Source organism: Sphingobium sp. 22B (assembly GCF_001580035.1).
GTDB classification, from domain to species: Bacteria; Pseudomonadota; Alphaproteobacteria; order Sphingomonadales; family Sphingomonadaceae; genus Sphingobium; species Sphingobium fuliginis.
Genome location: NZ_LTAB01000001.1, coordinates 510,306 through 524,916, shown reverse-complemented (window position 1 = coordinate 524,916; position 14,611 = coordinate 510,306). Strand labels below are relative to the sequence as shown.

Here is a 14,611-nt window from a genome sequence, read left to right as displayed (position 1 = left end):
CGGCATGGCGCACACCGCGCCATGCTTACCGCCACCGCCAGCGTGATCGCGCTGACCTTCGCTGTTCCCGCCCATGCCGGCGGTTCGTCGATGCCGTGGGAAGCGCCGCTCCAGTCGATCCTCGAAAGCATCGAGGGGCCGGTGGCGAAGATTATCGCAGTGCTGATTATCATCATCACCGGGCTGACGCTCGCCTTCGGCGACACGTCAGGCGGTGCGCGGAAACTCATCCAGATCGTGTTCGGCCTGTCGATCGCCTTCGCCGCGTCGAGCTTCTTCCTGTCGTTCTTCTCGTTCGGCGGCGGAGCGCTGGTCTGATGGAAGCGGGCGAGCCGATCGCGGGTTTCTATGCCCCCGTCCACCGGGCGCTGACCGAGCCGATCCTGCTCGGCGGCGCCCCGCGCTCGCTCGCCATCGTCAACGGGACGCTGGCGGGCGCGATCGGTCTCGGCCTGCGGCTATGGATCGCCGGGATGGTCATCTGGGTGATCGGCCATGCGCTGTCCGTCTGGGCCGCACGCCGCGACCCGCAATTCGTGGACGTGGCCCGCCGCCACCTCCGTTACCCGAGCTGGATGCGGCCATGATGAGTTTGCGCGAATACCGCAACAAGGCGGCGTACCTTGCCGACTTCCTGCCCTGGGCCGCGCTGGTCGACGAAGGCGTCGTGCTGAACAAGGACGGGTCGTTTCAGCGCACCGCCCGCTTCCGCGGTCCCGATCTCGACAGCGCCACGCCGGCCGAGCTGGTCGCGACAACATCGCGGCTCAACAATTCACTGCGCCGGCTCGGATCGGGCTGGGCGATCTTCGTCGAGGCGCAGCGCACGCCCGCGCTTGACTATCCCGGCGGCGCATTCCCCGATCCCGTGTCGGCGCTGGTCGATATGGAGCGGCGCGAACAGTTCCGCGAGGAAGGGGCTCACTTCGAGAGCCGCTACTTCCTGACGCTGCTGTGGATGCCGCCGGCGGAGGACGCCACGCGCGCCGAAGGCTGGCTCTACGAGGGTCGCGCCACCACCGGCGTCGATCCGCGCGAGCTGCTCAAGGGCTTCGCAGATCGCAGCGACCGCGTGCTCAACCTGGTCGAAGGCTTCGTGCCCGAGGTCCGCTGGCTCGATGATGCCGAGACGCTGACCTATCTGCACAGCACGGTTTCGACGCGCCGCCAGCGCGTTCGCGTGCCGGAAACGCCGATGCAACTCGACGCGCTGCTGGCCGACGAGCCGCTGACCGGCGGGCTCGAACCAAAGCTCGGCGAGCATCATCTGCGGACGCTTACTGTCGTTGGCTTCCCGAGCGTGACCTTTCCCGGCTTGCTTGACGAGCTGAACCGGCTCGCCTTCGAGTATCGCTGGTCAACCCGCGCGATCATGCTCGACAAGACCGACGCGACCAAGCTGCTGAGCCGCATCCGACGTCAGTGGTTCGCCAAGCGCAAGAGCGTCATGGCGATCTTGAAAGAGGTGATGACCAACGAAGCGTCGGCCCTTATGGACAGCGACGCATCGAACAAGGCCGCCGACGCCGACACCGCCCTGCAGGAGCTGGGCGCAGACTATGCCGGCATGGCCTATGTCACCGCCAGCGTGACGGTGTGGGATCGCGATCCCGCCATCGCCGACGAGAAGCTGCGGCTGGTCGAGAAGGTCATCCAGGGCCGCGACTTCACCGTCATCCCCGAGGGCATGAACGCGATCGAGGCGTGGCTGGGGAGTCTCCCCGGCCACACCTACGCTAACGTCCGCCAGTCCCCGATTTCCACCATCAATCTCGCCCACCTGATCCCCCTGTCAGCAGTATGGGCGGGGCCGGAACGGGACGAGCATTTCGGTGCAGCCCCCTTGCTCTACGCAAGAACCGAAGGCTCGACCCCGTTCCGGTTTTCCCTTCACGTCGGCGACGTCGGCCACACGCTGATCGTCGGCCCGACAGGCGCCGGCAAGTCGGTGCTTCTCGCGATCATGGCGATGCAGTTCCGCCGCTACGAACGCAGCCAAGTCTTCGCCTTCGACTTCGGCGGCAGCATCCGCGCCGCCGCGATCGGCATGGGCGGCGACTGGCAGGATCTCGGCGGGATGCTCGCCGACGAGGCCGGCGACGGCGTGCAGCTCCAGCCGCTCGCGCGCATCGACGATCCGGCGGAGCGCGCCTGGGCGGCGGAATGGCTGGCGGCGATCCTCGCCTCCGAAGGCGTCGCGGTCGATCCGCAGGCCAAGGAGCATCTTTGGTCGGCACTTGGCTCGCTCGCCAGCGCGCCGCCCACCGAACGGACGCTCACCGGCCTTGCCGTCTTGCTCCAAAGCCAGCAACTCAAGCAGGCGCTCGCGCCATACTGTATCGGCGGGACATGGGGCCGGCTGCTCGACGCCGAGGCCGAGCGGATCGGCGAAGCCGACGTGCAGGCGTTCGAGACCGAGGGCCTGGTCGGCGCCGGCTCGGCCGCCGCGGTTCTGTCCTACCTGTTCCACCGCATCGGCGATCGGCTGGACGGCTCGCCCACGCTTATCATCATCGACGAGGGCTGGCTGGTCCTCGACAGCCCCGACTTCGCCGCGCAGCTCCGTGAATGGTTGAAGACGCTGCGCAAGAAGAACGCCAGCGTCGTCTTCGCCACGCAAAGCCTCGCTGACATCGAGACGAGCGACATCGCGCCGGCCATCATCGAGTCCTGCCCGACGCGCATCTTCCTGCCGAACGAGCGGGCCGCCGAGCCGCAGATCGCCGCCATCTATGAGCGGTTCGGACTCAACGCCCGCCAGATCGAGATACTGAGCCGGGCAACGCCCAAGCGGGATTATTACTGCCAGAGCCGGCGGGGCAATCGCCTGTTCGAGCTAGGGCTGGGCGAGGTCGCGCTGGCGTTCGCCGCCGCCTCGGCCAAAACCGACCAGCTCGCCATCGCCGAAATCATCGCCGCCCACGGGCAGTCGGAGTTCGCGGCCGAGTGGCTGCGTCGTCGCGGCTGCGCTTGGGCGGTCGAGCTTCTTCCCGATCCCCAATCCGATCCGCTGGCCGGCCGCCGGGAAGAACCCGGCCAGTTCCCCCTTGCCTTGAAGGACATGACCCCATGAAGACCTCCATCCTGCGCCGTGCCATGCTGGCCGGCGCCATCGCCACGTCGAGCATGATCGGCATCACTGCCGCCACGCCGGCGCACGCTCAGTTCGGCGGAATCGTCTATGACCCGACCAACTATGCGCAGAACGTGCTGACGGCCGCGCGGTCGCTCCAGCAGGTCAACAATCAGATTCAGCAAATCCAGCAGCAGGCGACCAGCCTCATCAACGAGGCGCGCAATCTGGCGTCGCTGCCATTCAACTCGCTCCAGCAGTTGCAGCAGCAGGTGCAGCGCACCCAGCAGCTTCTCGGCGAGGCGCAGCGCATCGCCTATGATGTGCAGAACGTCCAGCAGGTCTTCAACGGCCGCTACAAGGGCGCGGCGCTCACCGGCACCCATGCGGAGATGGTCGCCAACGCCAATGCGCGTTGGGAGGATAGCGTCGGCGCGTTCGAGGACGCGCTTCGCGTTCAGGCCGGCGTCGTCGGCAATATCGACGGCGCGCGCACGACGATGGACGGCCTGGTCACGTCGAGCCAGTCGGCGACGGGCGCGCTTCAGGCCGCGCAGGCCGGCAATCAACTTCTCGCGCTGCAATCGCAGCAGCTCGCAGACCTGACGGCGCTGCTCGCCGCGCAGGGTCGGGCTCAGGCGCTGGATTCGGCGCGCAACGCCGCCGTCGAAGCCGAAAGCCGCGAGCGGCTCCGCCGTTTCCTCACCCGGTCCACCGGCTATCAGCCGGGCAACGCCCGCATGTTCCACGACTGATCGTCATGGACAGCAAGCTCCTCGCGCGCATCGGCGCCGTCATCTTCATCGCCATCGCCATCACGATGACGGCGATCGAGATGAGCCGTGCGCCCGAATCACCGCGCGCGGGGCCGGCGGCCGTCGCCAAGAAATCGGCGACGGACCCGCTGCTGATCGAGCTGCGCCGCTGCCAGTCAATCGGCGCGGCCGGGGCAAGTGACCCCGATTGCCTGCGCGCCTGGGCCGAGAACCGCCGCCGGTTCCTTGCGCCCGGCGCGCGCGCCGATGGCGCTACCCCGCAGGAGAATTGACATGGGCGGCACCGGCGTCGTCGATCGTTTTCTGGATGTTTTCACCCGCTACATCGACAGCGGGTTCGGCCTGCTCGGCGGCGAGGTGGCGTTCATCGCCACCACCCTGATCGTCATCGACGTGACCCTGGCCGCGCTGTTCTGGACGTGGGGTGAAGGCGACGACATCATTGCGCGCCTCGTCAAGAAGACCCTGTTCGTCGGCGTCTTCGCCTACATCATCGGCAACTGGAACAGCCTGGCGCGCATCGTCTTCGAGAGCTTCGCCGGGCTCGGACTGAAAGCGTCCGGCACCGGCTTCACCGCCGCCGAGCTGCTCCAGCCGGGCCGCGTCGCGCAAGTCGGGCTGGAGGCCGGCGAACCCATCCTCCAGTCGATCTCCGACCTTATGGGCTGGGTCGCGTTCTTCGAGAACTTCATCCAGATCGCGGTGCTGCTGATTGCCTGGCTGCTGGTCATCCTCGCCTTCTTCATTCTGGCGATCCAGCTTTTCGTGACGCTGATAGAGTTCAAGCTGGCGACGCTCGCCGGCTTCGTGCTGATCCCGTTCGGCCTGTTCGGCAAGACCGCCTTCATGGCCGAGCGCGTGCTTGGCCTAGTGATCTCGTCGGGCATCAAGGTGTTGGTGCTCGCCGTCATCGTCGGCATCGGCTCGACCTTGTTCGACGAGTTCCGCGCCGGATTCGGCGGCGCGCAGCCGAGCATCGAGGACGCGATGGCGGTCGCGCTTGCCTCGCTCTGCCTGCTCGGGCTCGGCATCTTCGGCCCGTCGATCGCCAATGGCATCGTCTCCGGCGGCCCGGCGCTTGGCGCAGGGGCCGCAGCGGGAACCGTGCTCGCAGCCGGTGGCGCGCTGGCCGGTGGCGCCGCTGCGGCCCGCCTCGGCGTCGGCGCGGCGGCGGGCGCGGTCGGCGGGGCTGCGCGAGGCGCTGCCTTCACCTCAGGCGCCGCCAACAGCGCCTATGCGCTCGGTTCGGCCGGCAAGTCCGGCGCGGCCGCAGTCGCTGGAGGCGCAGGCGGCGTCGGCCAAGCCGCCGTCGGCGCAGCCATGTCGCCGCTGCGCAAGGCAGCAGCTTCGCTCAAGGACAGCTACCGTTCCGGCGGACGTGCCGCCGTTACTGCCACCGGCGGGACCATTTCGGGCGGCAGCTCCATGCCGTCGCCGGACGCACCGACCGGCGCGCCCGCCTGGGCGTCCGCGATGAAGAACCGCCAGACCATGACCCACGGCGCGACCATCGCCGCCCACACGCTGCGCTCCGGCGATGGCGGCGGTAGCGGCGCGTCCGTCGACACCAGCCAGAAGGATTGATCCATGTTCAAGCGACCGAGCATCCGCTACGGCCAGACGCCCGAACCGGCCACCCCTTATCAGCGCGCAGCGCAGGCATGGGACGACCGCATCGGCTCGGCGCGCGTGCAGGCGAAGAACTGGCGGCTCGCCTTCTTCGGGACGCTGGCCCTCTCGGGCGGTCTGGCCGGCGGTCTGGTCTGGCAATCGACGCGCGGCCATATCGTCCCCTGGGTCGTGCAGGTCGATCGGCTCGGCGAGGCCCAAGCGGTCGCGCCGGCCGACGCCGGCTACCGTCCCACCGACCCGCAGGTCGCGTTCCATCTCGCCCGCTTCATAGAGCAGGTCCGCGCGATCCCGGCCGATCCGGTCATCGTCCGCCAGAACTGGCTCAGGGCCTACGATTTCACCACCGATCGCGGCGCGCTCGCACTCAACGATTACGCGCGGGCCAACGATCCGTTCGCCAATGTCGGGCGGGTGCAGGTCGCGGTGGAAGTGTCGAGCGTCATCCGGGCATCGCCCGACAGCTTCCGGGTCGCCTGGATCGAGCGCCGCTATCAGGACGGCAGCCTTGCCGCCACCGAACGCTGGTCGGCGATCCTCACCATCGTCGTCCAGCCGCCGCGCACACCCGACGCTCTGCGCAAGAATCCACTCGGCGTATTCGTCAACGCCCTCAACTGGTCGAAGGAGCTGTCGCAATGACCGGCATACCCATCCGCCGCGCCGCCACGGCCGCGCTGTTAATTTCTGCTTCCGCACTCGCCGGCTGTGCCACCACGTCGGCCAAGCCGCCCGTGATCGCCTTTGACGATCCGGCCCCGGCAATCGTGGCGACGCCAGCGGCAGAACCACCGCGCGCCGTCGAGATCGTGACGATCCCTGAGCCGTTGCCGCTGCCCGGCCAGTTGAAACCGGTGACGGAGAGCCCGCGACCGCCGGAGCCTGCCGATCCCCGCCGCCGTGTCGGCGCTGCCAACGACGCCGCGCGCATCCAGCCCGTGCGCGACGGCTTCCTCAACGCCATTCAGCAATATCCGTGGACGGACGGCGCGCTCTATCAGGTCTATGCCGCTCCCGGACAAGTGACGGACATAACCTTGCAGGAAGGCGAGCAGCTTGTGGGGCCGGGGCCGGTCGCGGCGGGCGATACCGTGCGCTGGATCATCGGCGACACTATCAGCGGCAGCGGCCCTACGGCGCGTGTGCATATCCTGGTGAAGCCCACACGGCCCGACCTCGTTACGAACCTCATCATCAACACCGACCGCCGCACCTACCATGTGGAGCTGCGGGCGACGGCCTCGACCTATATGGCGTCGGTGTCGTGGACCTACCCGCAAGACCAGCTCATCGCGCTGCGCGGCGGCAATGCCGCCGCCGCAGCCGCCGCGCCGATCGCGAGCGGCGTGGACGTGTCCGCGCTCAATTTCCGCTACCGGATCGAAGGCGATCGCGCGTCGTGGAAGCCCGTTCGCGCGTTCGACGATGGCCGACAGGTATTCATCGAGTTTCCGGCCGGGATCTCGCAGGGCGAGATGCCGCCGCTGTTCGTGACCGGCGCGGCCGGCGACGCCGAGCTGGTCAACTACCGTGTCCAAAGCCGCTACATGGTGGTCGATCGCCTGTTCGCCGCCGCCGAGCTGCGCCTGGGCGACCGGCGCAGCGAACAGCGCGTCCGCATCGTGCGCGATGACGGACGGAGGGCGCGGCCGTGACCGACAGCCAGGCTTCGCCAGCAGAGGAGCGGCCCGCCCCGCAGTCGGCTCGCCCTGATCCAACCGCGTTCCAGCTTCGCGGCGATACGCCCCGCGTCATGCGGCTATCCCGTAAGGCGCTCGCCGTCGTCGGCGTCGCCGCCGGACTCGGTATCGGCGGTTCGCTGATCTATGCGCTGCGGCCACCGGGCGAGAGGGCGGCGCAGGAACTCTACAACACCGATAGCCGCGCCACCTCCGAGGCGATCACGTCCGGGCCACGCGACTACGCTCAAGCGCCCCGGCTCGGCCCACCGCTTCCCGGCGACCTCGGCCGTCCGATCGTGTCGGCACAGCGGCGCGGCGAGGATGTCACCGCGCCGCCGATAGGCGCGCAGCCAGGCCCGCCCGATCCGCGCGCTCAGGCTGCGGAGGCGGCCCGGCAGCGCGCCGCTCAGGAGCGCGACGCTGCCCGTACCAGCTCGGTCTTCCTCGGCAGCGGCGGCGCGCGTGCGGGTGCGGAGCCTGCCTCGGCGTCGGGCTTGCCAGGACCGTCCGGGCAGGAGCCCGCGCAGCAATCAGCGCAAGGGGATCAGGCCGGCAAGCGCGCCTTCATGGCGCAGGCCGCCAACCAACGCACGGTCAGCATCGAGCGGCTGACCGCTCCAGCATCGCCCAACATCGTGCAGGCCGGCAGCATCATCCCGGCTGCGCTCATCACCGGTATCCGTTCGGACTTGCCCGGCCAAATCACCGCCCAAGTAACCGCCAACGTATATGACAGCCCCACCGGGCGCATCCTGCTCATCCCGCAAGGTGCGCGGTTGATCGGCGAATACGACAGCGAGATCGCGGCCGGGCAGACCCGTGTGCTGCTCGCGTGGGATCGGCTGATATTGCCGGACGGGCGCTCGATGGTTCTCGAGCGCCAGCCCGGCGCGGACGGCGCAGGGTTCGCGGGGCTACAGGACCGCGTGAACCAGCATTGGGGCAATCTGCTCAAGGCAGCGGCCGTCTCGACCTTGCTCGGCGTCGGAGCCGAGGTGGGCGCGGACAGTGAGGACGACCTGACCCGCGCGCTGCGCCGCGGATCGCAGGACACCATCAATCAAACCGGCCAGCAGATCGTGCGCCGTCAGCTCAACGTGCAGCCGACGCTCACCATCCGGCCAGGGTATCCGCTGCGCGTGGTTCTGACCCGCGACCTGGTGCTCGAACCCATCGGAGGAACGCGATGACCAAGTTGAAGCTGGGGCCGTTGGCTGACGATCGACCCGTCAAGCTGACTGTCGAGCTGCCCGCCGCCGTCCACCGCGATCTTGCCGCCTATGCCGCCGCGCTTGCGGCCGAGACCGGCGGGGAAGCCGTCGCTCCCGAAAAGCTCGTCTCGCCGATGCTCGCGAAGTTTATGGCGAGCGACCGAGGGTTTTCCCGGCGGCGGCATACCTCAAGAGGCTAATCCGCCTCGCCGCTGTCAATTACCAAAAAAGCGTCGCCGGCGTTCTTGAGCATCGACCTTGATGATCGCTTCTTCAGCCGTGGCGCATTCGCCGCCACGCACCGAGCCGTCACGACACCCGGCCGCCACCTGTCGAGCTTCGTCTATATGAGCGACAAAATACTGCGTCCCGCGCGCCTGGTTCGATGCCGTAGCCACGGCAGGGCTGGTTGAAGCGGTAGTCGCTTGAGGAATCGGTGCAATCGTTGGTCGTAGGACAAACCCGCCCGTGAAACCGATGACTAAGCTGACGACCACGATGATAATTGTCTTGCCTTGCGACATGGTGCCTCGCTCCAACTATTTTCTACACTGCTTTACCAATTATTTTTTAACAAGTTCAAAGTTGAGTGCATGGCGTGATTTGATGAAAGCAAGAAATCTGCAAAGAGCAGGATTTCTGTTATCTTCGCGCCAGCAAGCGAAAAATGTAGATAATGCCGGGCCTTGTTCCCCGTGTATTGGCCGATATACCACATCAGAATAGCGCACACCGGTCGATCCCTCGCAAACAACACTCACCCCAGAGCTAGCACCGAGTACGCTCAGCACTGTCTCTCGGCTCGAGCGAGCTATTCGGATGTTCGGGTTGCTGCCAGAAACTGCCAAACGCCCAAGTAATATATCTCGGATGGCAGGGCCGGGATCAGCGGCCGGTAACAAGAACCGCTCTCTTCTAAGATCAGTCCAGTGGACAACGTCTTGGTTTGCAAGCGGATGGAGCGCCGGCAGCGCGACAAGCATTCGCTCACTCCATACCGCCTCGCAACGAAAGCCGTTTTGGCTTGCAGTGCCCATCAGGATCGCGATATCGATTTCTCCGGTGTCCAGTCCTGCCAGAAGGACACTTCGGTCGGCTTCAACGCATTCCACATCCACTTCCGGGTGTGTTTCACTCCAGTTCATCAGCGTTGCGCGCAAATGCCCAGCGGAGACCGAGCTATTGTGTCCGAGCATCAGGCCGCCAGCACGGCCTTGACCCGCTGCACGCATCATGGCCACCAGCTTGTCGGCAGTGTCCACCATCGGCTTGGCGCCACGAATGAATGTGCTTCCGGCCAGGGTCATTTTGACCCCCGAGCGTGAGCGCTCGAAGATTGGCATACCGATCGAGCGCTCCAGTCTAACAATAGCGCGGCTCAAAGTTGATTGATCGACGTCCAACGCTCGCGCCGCGCGGTAGAAGCTACCGTGATCGGCCGCCATGATGGCATATCTAAGCTGTCGTATATTGAAGGGCACAGCTTGTTGATCACTCCTTATGAACCGGGTTTTCTGGACCTTTCACGACGAGCATAATTACCGGTATGGCGGTGGAAGATTCTCTTTCTCTCGGCAAATGCGCCTAGCGTCGCTGCGGAACTTCTTCTGTCGCAGCTCCCCGCGCCATTCCGACTGCTTGCCGAAGCCCCGAAAGTTCGACCGCGCCCGGCACGAGGTAGGGACCGATCAACAGGCCCGGCGTGCCGGACAGCCCCATCATCGCGGCATATTGGCTGGTTCTGCCGAGCGCCTGATCGATCTCGGTGCCATGTTTCTTCAAATCCGCCGCGAGCCGAGTTCGATCAATGCCCGCGCGGTCGGCGGCGGCGCGGATGCTTTCAGAGGACAGCTTGCCTTGGCTCTGCATCAGCGCTCGGTTAAACTCGGCGTGCTTGCCCTGGTACTGCGAGGCGATCGCCGCGCGCGCCGCTTCGACGCTGGCCGCGCCGAAGATCGGCCAGTCTCGATAGACCAGCTTCACCTTTGGGTCTTCGCGCAACAGCGCTTCGAGAACGGGGTGCATCTTGCGGCAGAAGGGGCATTGGTAGTCGGTGAAGAACACGATGGTCACGTCATGCCCCTGCGGCGCCACCGTCGGCGCCACGGGGTCATTTTGGATCTGGCGGCGAATACGCTCGCCCTCGGCGCTAGGCCGGGTGTCTCCGGCTTCTGCGACGGACTGAGCGCGGGCGTCGCTGCCATCGATGGATCGCAACGCGAATATGCCAGCTACCAGCAGAACGACGACAGCGGCGGCCAGGACGACCATCTTCTTCATGACGTTTTCCTTCCTAGATCGCGAAGCTCGGCCTGCAGGGCCGCGCGGGATATCTCGCCGGCATGGGTGCGCTGGATGCGGCCCTCGGCGTCGATAAAGAGGGTGGTCGGCATCGCCCGCGACCCTGTGGCTTGGCTGAGGGTGCCTTCGAGATCGAGCCTGACGGAGGCAGGGGACAGCCGCTCGCGCTCCAGATAGGCGCGGACCTGCGCCGCATCCTCGCCCTGGTTGACGAGCAGGATCGGCACGTCCGACTGCGCGGCGACTTCGATCAGCATCGGCATTTCGCGGCGACACGGAGGGCACCAGCTCGCCCACATATTGAGCACGAATGGACGCCCGCGCAGCGATGCCAGATCGACGGGCCGACCATCCAGTTCGGCGAGGATGACGTTGCCCGGCATGGGGCGGGAGGCAGGCGCGAGCAGCGCCGACGTGGTGAGCTGCACGGTTGTCAGGACCGCCAGCGCCGCGATCAGGGCAAACATCGCCCGGCTGCGCCAGAGCAGCGCTATGATGACCGCGGCCGCGGCGATCACACCCGGCCATAACGAAAAGCCGCCTTGCCAGAGCGCCAGGACCGTCCAGGGCTCGACAGCGAAGGCATCAGCGTTCTCGGCCACATAGCCGACCCGCGCGGCGATGATGCCTGTGAGGGCGGCCCACCAGGCCGCACGGCCGGCGCGGGTCTGCGAGCGCGCGGCGATGAACGCGCCTGCGCTCAGAAACGCCCATAGCAAGGCGACCACGACGATGCGGTCGATCGCGATCATGAGGGGGCCAAGTTGAAGCACGCCGTCCATGTGGAGCGTCGTGTTTCCTCAACCTTAAGGCTGGCTTAGCACCCACCTTAAGGATGCGATAAGGTAGCGGCGTAGAGGTGCGAGACCATGCGGATACTGATTGTTGAAGACGACGAAGTGCTGCGCGACGGGCTGTCAGCCGGTCTGAGCCTCGACGGCTTCGAGGTCGACGCGGTGTCCAACTGCGCCGATGCCCGGGCCGTAACGGCCAGTGCCGACCATGCCGCTATAGTCCTCGACATCGGCCTGCCGGATGGCTCGGGCCTCGATCTGCTCGGGGAGTGGCGCCGCGCCGGCGTCTCGACGCCGATCCTGCTCCTGACCGCACGCAATATGGTGTCCGATCGGATCGACGGGCTCGATGGCGGGGCGGACGATTACCTCGGCAAGCCCTTCGACCTTAGCGAGCTGTCGGCCAGGCTGCGCGCGCTGCTGCGTCGCTGCGATGGCCGCGCCGAAAGCGTGATCTCGCTCGGCGGGCTTCATATCAACGAGGCACGGCGCATCGTCGCGCTGGATGGCCACGAGGTCAGCGTGTCACGGCGCGAATATGCGATCCTGCACGCGCTCGCGAGCCGGCCCGGCCATGTCATTTCTCGGGGCCAGCTCGAGGACCGCATCTATGGCTGGAACGACGAAGTGGAGAGCAACGCGGTCGAGGTGCATATCCACAAGCTACGCGCCAAGCTCGGCAAGGAGATGATCCTGACGGTGCGCGGCGAAGGCTATCGGATCGCGCAGTCATGAGTTCGCTCCGGGTCAGGCTGTTCGCGCTCGTCGCCGCCATCACGCTGCTCGTCTGGTCGGGCGCGGCGACGTGGACGGCGCTCTCTACCCGGGCCGAAGTCCAGCGGGTGCTCGATGGCCGTTTGGTGGAGGCGGCGCGGATGGTGGCCGCGCTCGACATCCCGCTGCGCGACGAGCCGCGCCAGGTCACGCCATCAGCCTATACCCGGCAGTTGTCGTGTCAGATCTGGTCCTTGAGCGGCCACCTTGTCGGTCGTTCGGCCGGCGCGCCCGATGCGCCCCTCGGTGGCGGAGGCGCAGGCTTCGCGGAACGCGAGATCGGCGGGCAGCAATGGCGCGTTTACACGCATATCGATGCCGCCAAGGGGCTGCGCGTGATGGTCGGCGACAATCTGAGCGTTCGCCGCCGGCTCGTCACCGACATGATGATCGGTCTGTTGGCGCCGGCGCTCGCCGGTCTGGTGGCACTCGGTGTGCTGCTGTGGCTGGGAGTCCGGCGCGGCCTGCGACCGCTCGATACGTTGGCACGCGGGATCGCATCGCGATCGCCGAGCGCGCTGGCGCCCTTCGATGAAGGCGCTTCACCCGTGGAGATGCGCCCGGTCGTGCAGGAGATGAACGGGCTGCTCCGCCGCCTCGACGCTGCGCGGCGCGCCGAGCGCGATTTCGTGGCGAATGCCGCGCATGAACTGCAGACCCCGCTGGCGGGCCTCAAGACCCAGGCCGAAGTCGCCCGGCGCGCGCGCGACGCCGGCATGCGCGATCATGCCCTGGAGCAGATTACCCGCTCGGTCGATCGCACCAGCAGGCTGGTCCGCCAGCTCCTCAACCTGGCGCGCGAGGAAAGCCGGGTCGAGGATCATTGTCCCGCGACTACGCTTGTCGATGACGCCTTGGCGGAGGTTCTGGACGATTATCGGGGCGCGGCTGAGGCAGCGGGCATGAAGATGGTGACAGGCCATGGTTGCTCTTTCATCGCCGTCCCCATGACGGCGGACGCGCTGCGTCTGGCGATCGGCAATCTCGTGGAGAATGCCATCCTCTACGCCTCCGAAGGCGGCGAGGTGCGTCTCGAATGCGAAGAAGACGAAAGGCATACCGAAATCCGGGTGATCGACCGGGGCCTGGGGATCGCGGCCGAGGACCGCGAGCGCTTGCTTCGTCGTTTCGAACGCGGCGCGGGCGGTCACGGAGCCGGCAGCGGGCTCGGACTTTCGATTGTCGAGGCCGCAGCCCATGCGTCCGGCGCGACATTGCAACTGCGTAACGCGGAAGGGGGCGGGCTCCTCGCTGCGATCCGCTTCGGACCACGATCGTAGGGCGTGGCGGGGCCTATGACCGTGATGCGGTCTTAGCTGCCGTCGAGGATGCGCGCGAAGGCCGCTGCGCCGGAAGCACTCACGTTGCGAGCTGGCGTTCCGGACGGCGCCAACCGGGGATCGCCCGAGCCGAACACCGCCTCGATGCTGCGAACGCATAGCTCGGTCGCGGCATCGGCGAGGCTGTAATAGACCTGCTTCGCCTGCCGGCGGGTTGTCACCAGTTCAGCTTTGCGCAGCTCGGCAAGCTGCTGGCTGAGCGCCGGTTGGCCGATCCCCGTCGCCTCGTCGATCGCCGACACGGGCTGTTCGCCCTGCGAGAGCAAGAGCGAGAGCACCATGAGCCGCTGTGGCTGGGCGAACGCCTTCAGCTTCTCGGCGGCGATGTCCGCCCGCTCGCGGCTCTGCCAAAGCTCGGTCACGACGATGCCCGGCAAAACCAGTCGGCGCCGTCGGGGCTATTCGACGCGGGGCGCAAAGTCGGTTGGCCTTGCCGCCAACCTTCCGGCGCGAGTTGATCGCCGTCGCGCACGATCTGGAGCGCGGCCACCATGCGGACCATCTCGTCGACCGAGCGGCCGACAGTCATCGGGTAATGGGTGATCGCCTGGATTACGCCATCGGGATCGATGAAATAGGTCGCGCGCACGGCCGAGCTGTCGTGCGCGGCATCGTCGAGCATCCCATAAGCCCGCCCGATCGCCATCGATGGATCCTCGACGATCGGAAAACCGATCTCGACGTCGAACAGCTCATGGATCGCCTTCGTCCAGGCGAGGTGCGAATAAAGGCTGTCGACGGAGAGGGCGAGCAGCGCACAGTCCATCTGTTCAAACTGTTGCTGCGCCTTCGCCAGCGCCACGAACTCGGTCGTGCAGACCGGCGTGAAGTCCGCGGGATGCGAGAAGAATACCAACCAGCGGCCGCGATAATCGGACAGGCGCGTGGGGCCTTTGGTGGTGCGTGCTTCGAAGTCGGGCGCGGGGTCGCCCATCCGGAGCGGGCGCGATGTGGGAGCAGGAATCTCAGCGGTCATCACGGCCATGTCCCATCACTTACAGATTGACGCAACATACATACACACTTACAAA

The 14,611-nt window shown here is 66.7% G+C and carries 18 protein-coding genes; 12 read left to right on the top strand and 6 right to left on the bottom strand.

The genetic code is table 11. The features are described from left to right. Nucleotides 1-21 precede the first annotated feature (21 nt). The 10 genes from A0J57_RS02380 to A0J57_RS02335 are packed head-to-tail and all read left to right on the top strand — an operon-like array spanning nt 22 to nt 8,571. Complete coding sequence (locus A0J57_RS02380) at nt 22-318, top strand: TrbC/VirB2 family protein (RefSeq protein ID WP_235600767.1); 297 nt, start codon at nt 22-24, stop codon at nt 316-318. Beyond that, nucleotides 318-587, top strand: a complete 270-nt coding sequence (locus A0J57_RS02375; RefSeq protein ID WP_061937664.1) for a VirB3 family type IV secretion system protein — start codon at nt 318-320, stop codon at nt 585-587. Before A0J57_RS02380 ends, A0J57_RS02375 begins: the two co-directional genes overlap by 1 nt. Next, entirely contained in the window at nt 584-3,073 is a 2,490-nt protein-coding gene (gene trbE, locus A0J57_RS02370) for a conjugal transfer protein TrbE (protein WP_061937661.1), read from the top strand. Before A0J57_RS02375 ends, trbE begins: the two co-directional genes overlap by 4 nt. After that, a complete protein-coding gene (gene trbJ, locus A0J57_RS02365; protein ID WP_061937658.1) occupies nt 3,070-3,828 on the top strand; it encodes a P-type conjugative transfer protein TrbJ in 759 nt (252 codons plus the stop codon). The genes trbE and trbJ overlap by 4 nt, the downstream gene beginning before the upstream one ends. A gap of 5 nt (nt 3,829-3,833) precedes the next feature. Beyond that, on the top strand, nt 3,834-4,121 hold the full coding sequence (gene trbK-alt / locus A0J57_RS02360) for a putative entry exclusion protein TrbK-alt (protein WP_061937655.1): 288 nt from the start codon (nt 3,834-3,836) through the stop codon (nt 4,119-4,121). 1 nt (nt 4,122) lies between these two features. Continuing rightward, nucleotides 4,123-5,433 (top strand): P-type conjugative transfer protein TrbL, encoded by a 1,311-nt coding sequence (gene trbL, locus A0J57_RS02355; RefSeq protein ID WP_062017010.1) that lies wholly within the window; start codon nt 4,123-4,125, stop codon nt 5,431-5,433. Between the two features lie 3 nt (nt 5,434-5,436). Next, complete coding sequence (trbF, locus tag A0J57_RS02350) at nt 5,437-6,120, top strand: conjugal transfer protein TrbF (RefSeq protein WP_061938074.1); 684 nt, start codon at nt 5,437-5,439, stop codon at nt 6,118-6,120. Continuing rightward, complete coding sequence (trbG, locus tag A0J57_RS02345) at nt 6,117-7,133, top strand: P-type conjugative transfer protein TrbG (protein ID WP_061938071.1); 1,017 nt, start codon at nt 6,117-6,119, stop codon at nt 7,131-7,133. Before trbF ends, trbG begins: the two co-directional genes overlap by 4 nt. Continuing rightward, on the top strand, nt 7,130-8,350 hold the full coding sequence (locus A0J57_RS02340) for a TrbI/VirB10 family protein (protein WP_061938068.1): 1,221 nt from the start codon (nt 7,130-7,132) through the stop codon (nt 8,348-8,350). Before trbG ends, A0J57_RS02340 begins: the two co-directional genes overlap by 4 nt. Further along, nucleotides 8,347-8,571, top strand: a complete 225-nt coding sequence (locus A0J57_RS02335; protein WP_061938065.1) for a DUF2274 domain-containing protein — start codon at nt 8,347-8,349, stop codon at nt 8,569-8,571. The genes A0J57_RS02340 and A0J57_RS02335 overlap by 4 nt, the downstream gene beginning before the upstream one ends. 15 nt (nt 8,572-8,586) lie before the next feature. On the opposite strand, the gene A0J57_RS25150 is transcribed toward A0J57_RS02335, so the two are convergent. The 4 genes from A0J57_RS25150 to A0J57_RS02325 form a co-directional block, all read right to left on the bottom strand. Then, nucleotides 8,587-8,895 carry a hypothetical protein gene (locus tag A0J57_RS25150; RefSeq protein WP_076605704.1) on the bottom strand — a complete coding sequence of 103 codons (309 nt, stop codon included), beginning with the start codon at nt 8,893-8,895 and terminating at the stop codon, nt 8,587-8,589. Between the two features lie 39 nt (nt 8,896-8,934). Next, nucleotides 8,935-9,852: a LysR family transcriptional regulator gene (locus A0J57_RS25145; protein WP_082718722.1), complete on the bottom strand. Its 918-nt coding sequence runs from the start codon at nt 9,850-9,852 to the stop codon at nt 8,935-8,937. A 103-nt stretch (nt 9,853-9,955) separates the two neighbouring features. Beyond that, complete coding sequence (locus tag A0J57_RS02330) at nt 9,956-10,651, bottom strand: DsbA family protein (protein WP_061938063.1); 696 nt, start codon at nt 10,649-10,651, stop codon at nt 9,956-9,958. Beyond that, nucleotides 10,648-11,454 (bottom strand): TlpA family protein disulfide reductase, encoded by an 807-nt coding sequence (locus tag A0J57_RS02325; RefSeq protein WP_061938060.1) that lies wholly within the window; start codon nt 11,452-11,454, stop codon nt 10,648-10,650. Before A0J57_RS02325 ends, A0J57_RS02330 begins: the two co-directional genes overlap by 4 nt. A gap of 87 nt (nt 11,455-11,541) precedes the next feature. On the opposite strand from A0J57_RS02325, the gene A0J57_RS02320 reads away from it, so the two are divergent. Together A0J57_RS02320 and A0J57_RS02315 are read left to right on the top strand one after the other, a co-directional pair. Further along, on the top strand, nt 11,542-12,201 hold the full coding sequence (locus tag A0J57_RS02320; RefSeq protein WP_061938057.1) for a response regulator: 660 nt from the start codon (nt 11,542-11,544) through the stop codon (nt 12,199-12,201). Further along, on the top strand, nt 12,198-13,520 hold the full coding sequence (locus A0J57_RS02315; protein WP_061938054.1) for an ATP-binding protein: 1,323 nt from the start codon (nt 12,198-12,200) through the stop codon (nt 13,518-13,520). The genes A0J57_RS02320 and A0J57_RS02315 overlap by 4 nt, the downstream gene beginning before the upstream one ends. 32 nt (nt 13,521-13,552) lie before the next feature. On the opposite strand, the gene A0J57_RS02310 is transcribed toward A0J57_RS02315, so the two are convergent. Further along, entirely contained in the window at nt 13,553-13,942 is a 390-nt protein-coding gene (locus A0J57_RS02310) for a helix-turn-helix transcriptional regulator (protein ID WP_061938088.1), read from the bottom strand. Next, nucleotides 13,939-14,556: a peroxiredoxin gene (locus A0J57_RS02305; protein WP_076605708.1), complete on the bottom strand. Its 618-nt coding sequence runs from the start codon at nt 14,554-14,556 to the stop codon at nt 13,939-13,941. The genes A0J57_RS02310 and A0J57_RS02305 overlap by 4 nt, the downstream gene beginning before the upstream one ends. Nucleotides 14,557-14,611 lie beyond the last annotated feature (55 nt).

What these genes read in the sequence shown, in the direction of transcription:
- A0J57_RS02380 (WP_235600767.1), top strand. Translation starts at nt 22, where the DNA reads ATGCTTACCGCCACCGCCAGCGTGATCGCGCTGACCTTCGCTGTTCCC.
- A0J57_RS02375 (WP_061937664.1), top strand. Translation starts at nt 318, where the DNA reads ATGGAAGCGGGCGAGCCGATCGCGGGTTTCTATGCCCCCGTCCACCGG.
- trbE (WP_061937661.1), top strand. Translation starts at nt 584, where the DNA reads ATGATGAGTTTGCGCGAATACCGCAACAAGGCGGCGTACCTTGCCGAC.
- trbJ (WP_061937658.1), top strand. Translation starts at nt 3,070, where the DNA reads ATGAAGACCTCCATCCTGCGCCGTGCCATGCTGGCCGGCGCCATCGCC.
- trbK-alt (WP_061937655.1), top strand. Translation starts at nt 3,834, where the DNA reads ATGGACAGCAAGCTCCTCGCGCGCATCGGCGCCGTCATCTTCATCGCC.
- trbL (WP_062017010.1), top strand. Translation starts at nt 4,123, where the DNA reads ATGGGCGGCACCGGCGTCGTCGATCGTTTTCTGGATGTTTTCACCCGC.
- trbF (WP_061938074.1), top strand. Translation starts at nt 5,437, where the DNA reads ATGTTCAAGCGACCGAGCATCCGCTACGGCCAGACGCCCGAACCGGCC.
- trbG (WP_061938071.1), top strand. Translation starts at nt 6,117, where the DNA reads ATGACCGGCATACCCATCCGCCGCGCCGCCACGGCCGCGCTGTTAATT.
- A0J57_RS02335 (WP_061938065.1), top strand. Translation starts at nt 8,347, where the DNA reads ATGACCAAGTTGAAGCTGGGGCCGTTGGCTGACGATCGACCCGTCAAG.
- A0J57_RS25150 (WP_076605704.1), bottom strand. Translation starts at nt 8,895, where the DNA reads ATGTCGCAAGGCAAGACAATTATCATCGTGGTCGTCAGCTTAGTCATC.
- A0J57_RS02330 (WP_061938063.1), bottom strand. Translation starts at nt 10,651, where the DNA reads ATGAAGAAGATGGTCGTCCTGGCCGCCGCTGTCGTCGTTCTGCTGGTA.
- A0J57_RS02325 (WP_061938060.1), bottom strand. Translation starts at nt 11,454, where the DNA reads ATGGACGGCGTGCTTCAACTTGGCCCCCTCATGATCGCGATCGACCGC.
- A0J57_RS02320 (WP_061938057.1), top strand. Translation starts at nt 11,542, where the DNA reads ATGCGGATACTGATTGTTGAAGACGACGAAGTGCTGCGCGACGGGCTG.
- A0J57_RS02315 (WP_061938054.1), top strand. Translation starts at nt 12,198, where the DNA reads ATGAGTTCGCTCCGGGTCAGGCTGTTCGCGCTCGTCGCCGCCATCACG.
- A0J57_RS02305 (WP_076605708.1), bottom strand. Translation starts at nt 14,556, where the DNA reads ATGACCGCTGAGATTCCTGCTCCCACATCGCGCCCGCTCCGGATGGGC.